Genomic DNA, 6,125 nt, shown 5'->3' with positions numbered 1-6,125 from the left:
CCAATTATACTTTTTTAGAAACATTCGAGGATTCAGAGAAAAAAGGCTTTTGCAGATAAATATAATAGAAGATTTGAAAGATGAAATGTTGATAATTATGAATTGGATTAATCCAATTTTTAACACCGCATAGTCGATAATAAAATTGGAAATACAGCTTTTCATTATGATGGGGAGGGGGAAGGTGTATCTATATACATGGCCTACGGCCTTTTTCCCTTCCAAAATTTCAATAAAATAGAAAAAATCTAATTTCCTATAAAGAAAAAAGCTTTACTGGAAATTAGATGCGAAATCTCTGTAAATATAAAAAAGTAGTTGCAATATGAAAAAATAGATGCTATAATTATCTTTGTCTTCGGGGTGTGGCGCAGATGGGAGCGCGCGTGGTTTGGGACCATGAGGTCGCAGGTTCAATCCCTGTCACCCCGACCAGAAAGGATTGCGAAAGCAATCCTTTTTTTATTGGTCTTTGTTTAGAATTTAATTCAATATTTTCATTATAATAGCAAAGTGCTATAATTAATATAAATGCATTTGGTTTTGCGTCGGGGTGTAGCACAGGTGGTAGTGCATATGGTTCGGGACCATAGGGCCGCAGGTTCAAGTCCTGTCACCCCGACCAATTTATATATAATTAGTTACTATACATTATTCACATCTTAATCCTATCTTAATGAAACAAATCAATAAACTTACATTATATATTACCTAATCTTCAATAGCTATAGTAAATAGAAGAGTTAAAACTACAATATACATATTATAAAATCACAATTGTTCAACAAATAAAAAAAATCACAATAATACTACTTTGTTAAGAAATATTGACAAAAGAAGATATTGTTATTAGTATATACAATGTAATATACCTACTGGGGGTATAAAAAGAATGGAGGGATTTAAATGTTAAATGTGTGGAAAAAGTATTCATATATATTGTTTTTTGCCTTTTTTCTGTTGGGAGCAATAGATTTAAGATTTGCAGTAATTGCAAGTATTTGTATGATTGGACCAATAGTGTTTTCGTTTTTTAATGGTAGATATTGGTGTGGAAACATATGTCCAAGAGGTAATTTTTATGAAAATATTTTGAGCAAAGTGTCAAATAAAAAACAAGTACCTAAATGGATGAAGAGCTATGTCTTTAGAACACTGGTTATTGTACTTATGTTTTACATGTTTATTAGTGGAATAGTTGCTGCCAATGGTAATCTATACAAAATAGGATTGGTTTTTTATAGGATGATTGTTGTTACGAGTTTAGTAGGAATAATGTTTTCATTTATCTACAATCATAGAACATGGTGTAATTTTTGCCCCATGGGAACTATTGCATCAATTATTACTAAATTGAGGGGAAATAAGAATGCTTTATATGTAAAACCAAGTTGTGTTTCTTGTAAATTATGTAGTAAAGCATGTCCGATGGGGGTTAACCCTTATGAATATAAAAATGGCTTTATAGAACATAGTGATTGTATAAAATGTGGAAAGTGTATTTCAAGTTGTAGAAGATCAGATATAATAGTAGTAAAAGAAATAAAGGATTTGGATTTAACAAAAGTAGCTTAAAACATATTTGTAATCCCATAAATGTAGGTTGTGTTTAAACCTGCCTTTATGGGGAATACTATAAAATATTTTTTAAAAAAACACTTGCCAAAGTAAAAAAAATAATATATAATAAATTGTGTCTTCGGGGTGTGGCGCAGATGGGAGCGCGCGTGGTTTGGGACCATGAGGTCGCAGGTTCAATCCCTGTCACCCCGACCAAAAAAGGATTGCAGAAGCAATCCTTTTTTTATTTTATATTTAAATAAAAAGCTCAACTTAAAGTTGAGCTTAAACTTATCCCTTTAAAAACTCCTCCCCAATTTTATAAACATCCCCAGCACCCATTGTAATTACTACATCACCATTTGAAAGATTTTCGTTGATATACTTAATTATTTCTTCAAATTCCTTTATATATATTACATCAACTCCATTATTTTTAACAGCATCAGCTAACATTTTTGAATTAACAAGTCCTAAATCCTTTTCACGAGCAGCGTATATATCCGTTAGTATCAACTTATCTACACCATTAAAGGCCTTTGAAAATTCATCAAACAAAGTTAGGGTTCTTGTATAAGTATGGGGTTGGAATATACAATATAGTTTTTTATGAGGATAATTTTTTGCAGCCTGTATAGTAGCCTTAATTTCAGTTGGATGATGTGCATAATCATCAATAACTGTAATACCATTTTTAACTCCTTTTTTTTCAAAACGTCTATGAGTACCAGTAAATTCATATAGACTATCCTTTATAGTTTCAAAATCAATTCCAAGGGATAGTGTACAACATATAGCAGCAAGGGAGTTTAGGATGTTGTGTTTACCAGGAACATTTAGCCTAATCCTTCCTAATATTTCATTGTTTTTAACAACATCAAATTCTGCACATCCTCTCTCGTTATAGCTTATATTTGATGCTCTTAATGTTCCCTCATCTATCCCATAGGATAGGATTTGTACACCAGATGATTGAAGTATTTGTTTTACCCTTTTATCCTCTGCATATCCAATTAGAATTCCATCCTTTGCAATATTTTTTGAAAACTTAACAAAGGTTTGGCTTATTTCTTCTATATCTTTATAATAGTCAAGGTGATCTGCATCGATATTGAGTATAATTCCTATCTTAGGATAAAATTGAAGAAAGCTTCCTTTATATTCGCAGGCTTCTGTTATGAAGTATTCGCTGTTTCCAATCCTTAAATTTCCTCCAATAGCATCAAGTTCTCCACCTATCATTATTGTAGGGTCAAGATGTGCTCTATAGAGAATCAAGGAAATCATTGATGTAGTTGTTGTTTTGCCGTGGGTTCCTGATACTGCTATGCTGTTTTTATATTTTTTCATAACAAGACCTAAAAATTCAGCTCTATCCATAATAGGTATGTTTCTTTTTATTGCCTCTAATAATTCAGGATTGTCCTTAGGAATGGCTGCAGTATAAACTACTAATTGTTGATCAGTAATATTATCTGCAGAATGACCAATATATATAGTTGCACCTTTGTTTTTCAGCTTTTCAGTAAGTTTAGAAGAGCTTCTATCGGAACCAGAAACTATGCAACCTTGGTTTAGCATAATTTCTGCCAAAGCACTCATACTTATTCCACCAATTCCAATAAAATGGATTTTGTTAATTTGTTCATCTAATATTTTTACCATAATATCACTCCTGAAATTATTTATTATGATTATTGACAAAATGATTATATCATAATACAAGTATAGAATGAATTATTATATTTTATTGAAATAATTTTTTAAATAATCTACAATTAATTTAAAACAGAATATAAAATAACCTAATTTAAAATATATGTATAAAAAAATTAAACAATGACAAAAATATAAAAGAATGGATGGGAAGTGGTAATTTGGATAAATTACAAAGAAAAGAAAGAGTAGCAGCAATTATAAAAATTTTATCAGATAACCCTAATAAGGTATTTAGTTTAGGGTATTTCTCAGATTTTTTTGGTTCAGCACGTTCAACTTTAAGTGAAGATATTTCGCTTGCAAAGAAGGTGGTTGAATATTTAGGTTGTGGTAAGATAGAAACTTTATCTGGTGCAGCAGGTGGAGTAAAATACACACCAGGGTTAAGTGAAAAATTAAAAAGTGAATTTCTCAATGAACTTTGTGAAAAATTAAGTTCTCCAGACAGAATAATAAAGGGTGGATATATATATATGAATGATATAGTATTTTCACCTGATATTTCTTCAAAGGTAGGAACGATACTTGCTGCCTATTTTATTGATAAAAATGTAGATTATGTGGTAACAGTTGAAACAAAAGGTATCCCAATTGCACTTATGACGGCAAATGCATTAAACAAACCACTTGTTATTGCAAGACGTGAGGTTGGGGTTACTGAGGGTTCATCTGTTAGTATAAATTATGTTACGGGTTCCTCTAAAAAAATACAGAGGATGAGTTTAGGCAAAAGGGCACTAAAAAAGGGAAGTAGATGCATCTTCATAGATGATTTTATGAAGGCTGGAGGAACAGCCAATGGAATTGTTGAGCTTCTTAAGGAATTTGATTGTGAACTTGTAGGAATTGGTGTATTAGTAGAAGCATCCGCTGATAAAAAGCTTGTATCCGATTATATTTCTTTATTGACTTTAGATATGGTAGATGAGGAGAATGGAAAAATAAAAATCTATCCAACAACAAATAATTAAAAAATTCAAAAAATATTATTTAATTTAGCAGGATTTTTTAAAAATATGTAGAATACTATTAATTAAGCAACTTGGAAGGTGGTGAATTTATGAAGGTTACTGATGTAAGAGTAAGAAAAATTACAAACGAAGGAAAGATGAAGGCTATTGTTTCAGTAACATTCGACAATGAACTTGTTGTTCACGACATCAAGGTTATTGAAGGACAAAATGGACTTTTTATTGCTATGCCAAGCAGAAAAACTCCAGACGGACAATTTAAGGACATAGCACATCCAATCAATTCAGAAACAAGGGAAAAGATCCAGCAAGCAATTTTAGCAGAATACGAAAAGGCTAAGGATAGTGTAGAAAACGCAGAAGAACAATAATAAAGGGGAAGCTTTTAGCTTCCTTTTTATTTTTTTAGAATATTACAAATATTGTTCGCTTCAGCTTTTTTGAGCTCATAGTGTAAAATTATTGTAGGACGAAAAAGGAGAAAAAATTTAAAAGAGACAACCCCTTGTGATAAAATTAGAATTGAAAAAAACTAAACCAAATACGAAAGGGGTGTCTCTTTATGGATAATATTATACTACAATTTGCTTTAGATTTCACTACTGTGATGATGAAAAAATTAGAAAAAATGATAGAAAAGGAGTTTAATATTACAGCACTTGTTGCAGAAGTTAAGGAGGCAACAGATAGACTCGGAATAAATATAGTTAAGAATGTTTTAGAAAATATAGATGAAACGATAAAGAAGGACGAAAAAAGGAAAAAGGAATGGATAGTAGAGAGGAAAGCTAAGAAGTCGATAGTAACAATGCTTGGAATGATTGAATATAAAAGGACCTATTACAAGTCTAAGAAGACAGGGGAATATAGGTATTTGCTTGATGAAATAGTAGGCATAAGTAAACATGAGAAGGTAGATAAGGAAGTAAAGATAAAGCTGGTAGAGAATGCAATAAACATGTCGTACGAAGAAAGCAGCAAGATAACATGCCCTGAGAAACTAAGTAGGCAGACAGTTTTAAATGCAATAAGGCAGGTAGGGGAAGTAGAAGTAAAGAGGGAAGTAGAAGAGAAGAGGAAAGTAAGGGTGTTATACATAGAGGCAGATGAGGATCATGTTGCATTGCAGGATGGGAAAAAGGAGATGCCAAGGCTTGTATATATACATGAAGGAAGGCAAAGCAAAAATGGGAGAAATGAATTAAAGAATGTATATTACAAAACATATGTTGGAGCAGAATCGGAAGAAATATGGATAGATGTAGCTAATTATGTGTATGACAATTATGAAATAGAGAGCATAGAAAAGATATACATAGCAGGAGACGGGGCAAGGTGGATAAAGGAAGGAATAGGATGGGTTCCAAAAGCGAAGTTTGTGTTAGACAGATATCACTTAAACAAATACGTGATAAGAGGGACTGCAAAGAGAGAAAAATACAGAGTAAAGATATGGGAAGCGATAAATGAAGGGGATAAGAAGGCAATAAGGGAAATATTTAAGGAGTTATTAAGTGTAGCAGAAACTAAAGTTGAAAAAGAGAGAATAAAAGAAGCAAGAAGATATATATTAAACAATTGGGAAGGGATAGTAATATATAAAGAAGAGGATGTAATTGGATGTAGTGCAGAAGGACATATAAGCCATGTATTATCAGCAAGGTTAAGCAGTAGGCCATTAGGATGGAGCAAAGAAGGATTAAAAATAATGGCAAAGCTAAGGGTATTTAGCAGGAACGGAGGTAATTTAAGGGAAACAAGCATATATAAGGAAGAAAACAAAGCGTTTAAATTAAGTAAAAAGAAGATAAAAGAAACTATAAAAAGAATAAATAATTCTTCACGTGAAGCAATAAATAATATAACAATATTAAA

Annotated in this window: 5 protein-coding genes and 3 tRNA genes; 7 read left to right on the top strand and 1 reads right to left on the bottom strand. The window is 31.6% G+C overall.

Going from position 1 to position 6,125, the window contains the following annotated elements; translation table 11 throughout:
- Positions 1-359 precede the first annotated feature (359 nt).
- The 4 genes from BUB63_RS12585 to BUB63_RS12570 all read left to right on the top strand — a co-directional run bounded on the left by BUB63_RS12585 (position 360) and on the right by BUB63_RS12570 (position 1,776).
- Positions 360-435: transfer RNA gene (locus tag BUB63_RS12585), tRNA-Pro, on the top strand.
- Positions 436-549: 114 nt separating this feature from the next.
- Positions 550-625 (top strand) — tRNA-Pro (locus BUB63_RS12580).
- 281 nt (positions 626-906) lie between these two features.
- Entirely contained in the window at positions 907-1,575 is a 669-nt protein-coding gene (locus BUB63_RS12575; RefSeq protein WP_027309411.1) for a 4Fe-4S binding protein, read from the top strand.
- Positions 1,576-1,700: 125 nt separating this feature from the next.
- Positions 1,701-1,776 (top strand) — tRNA-Pro (locus tag BUB63_RS12570).
- Between the two features lie 75 nt (positions 1,777-1,851).
- Here BUB63_RS12570 and murC read toward each other — a convergent pair.
- The gene (murC, locus tag BUB63_RS12565) at positions 1,852-3,225 is read right to left on the bottom strand and encodes a UDP-N-acetylmuramate--L-alanine ligase (RefSeq protein WP_073250283.1); all 1,374 of its coding nucleotides are present in this window, start codon (positions 3,223-3,225) and stop codon (positions 1,852-1,854) included.
- A 212-nt stretch (positions 3,226-3,437) separates the two neighbouring features.
- On the opposite strand from murC, the gene purR reads away from it, so the two are divergent.
- From purR to BUB63_RS12550, 3 genes are all read left to right on the top strand, one after another.
- Positions 3,438-4,250: a pur operon repressor gene (purR, locus tag BUB63_RS12560; RefSeq protein ID WP_027309381.1), complete on the top strand. Its 813-nt coding sequence runs from the start codon at positions 3,438-3,440 to the stop codon at positions 4,248-4,250.
- An 89-nt stretch (positions 4,251-4,339) separates the two neighbouring features.
- Positions 4,340-4,621, top strand: a complete 282-nt coding sequence (gene spoVG, locus BUB63_RS12555) for a septation regulator SpoVG (RefSeq protein WP_027309380.1) — start codon at positions 4,340-4,342, stop codon at positions 4,619-4,621.
- Between the two features lie 191 nt (positions 4,622-4,812).
- A partial coding sequence (locus tag BUB63_RS12550; RefSeq protein WP_073248502.1) for an ISLre2 family transposase occupies positions 4,813-6,125 on the top strand: 1,313 nt, incomplete at its 3' end.

The sequence above is a fragment of the Caloramator proteoclasticus DSM 10124 genome (genome assembly GCF_900129265.1).
In the GTDB taxonomy this organism is placed as follows: domain Bacteria; phylum Bacillota; class Clostridia; order Clostridiales; family Caloramatoraceae; genus Thermobrachium; species Thermobrachium proteoclasticum.
Note: the sequence above shows the minus strand (reverse complement) of the source record. Positions and strands in the feature narration are given on the sequence as shown.

Coding starts and splice junctions, on each gene's coding strand:
- BUB63_RS12575 (WP_027309411.1), top strand. CDS start 907: ATGTTAAATGTGTGGAAAAAGTATTCATATATATTGTTTTTTGCCTTT.
- murC (WP_073250283.1), bottom strand. CDS start 3,225: ATGGTAAAAATATTAGATGAACAAATTAACAAAATCCATTTTATTGGA.
- spoVG (WP_027309380.1), top strand. CDS start 4,340: ATGAAGGTTACTGATGTAAGAGTAAGAAAAATTACAAACGAAGGAAAG.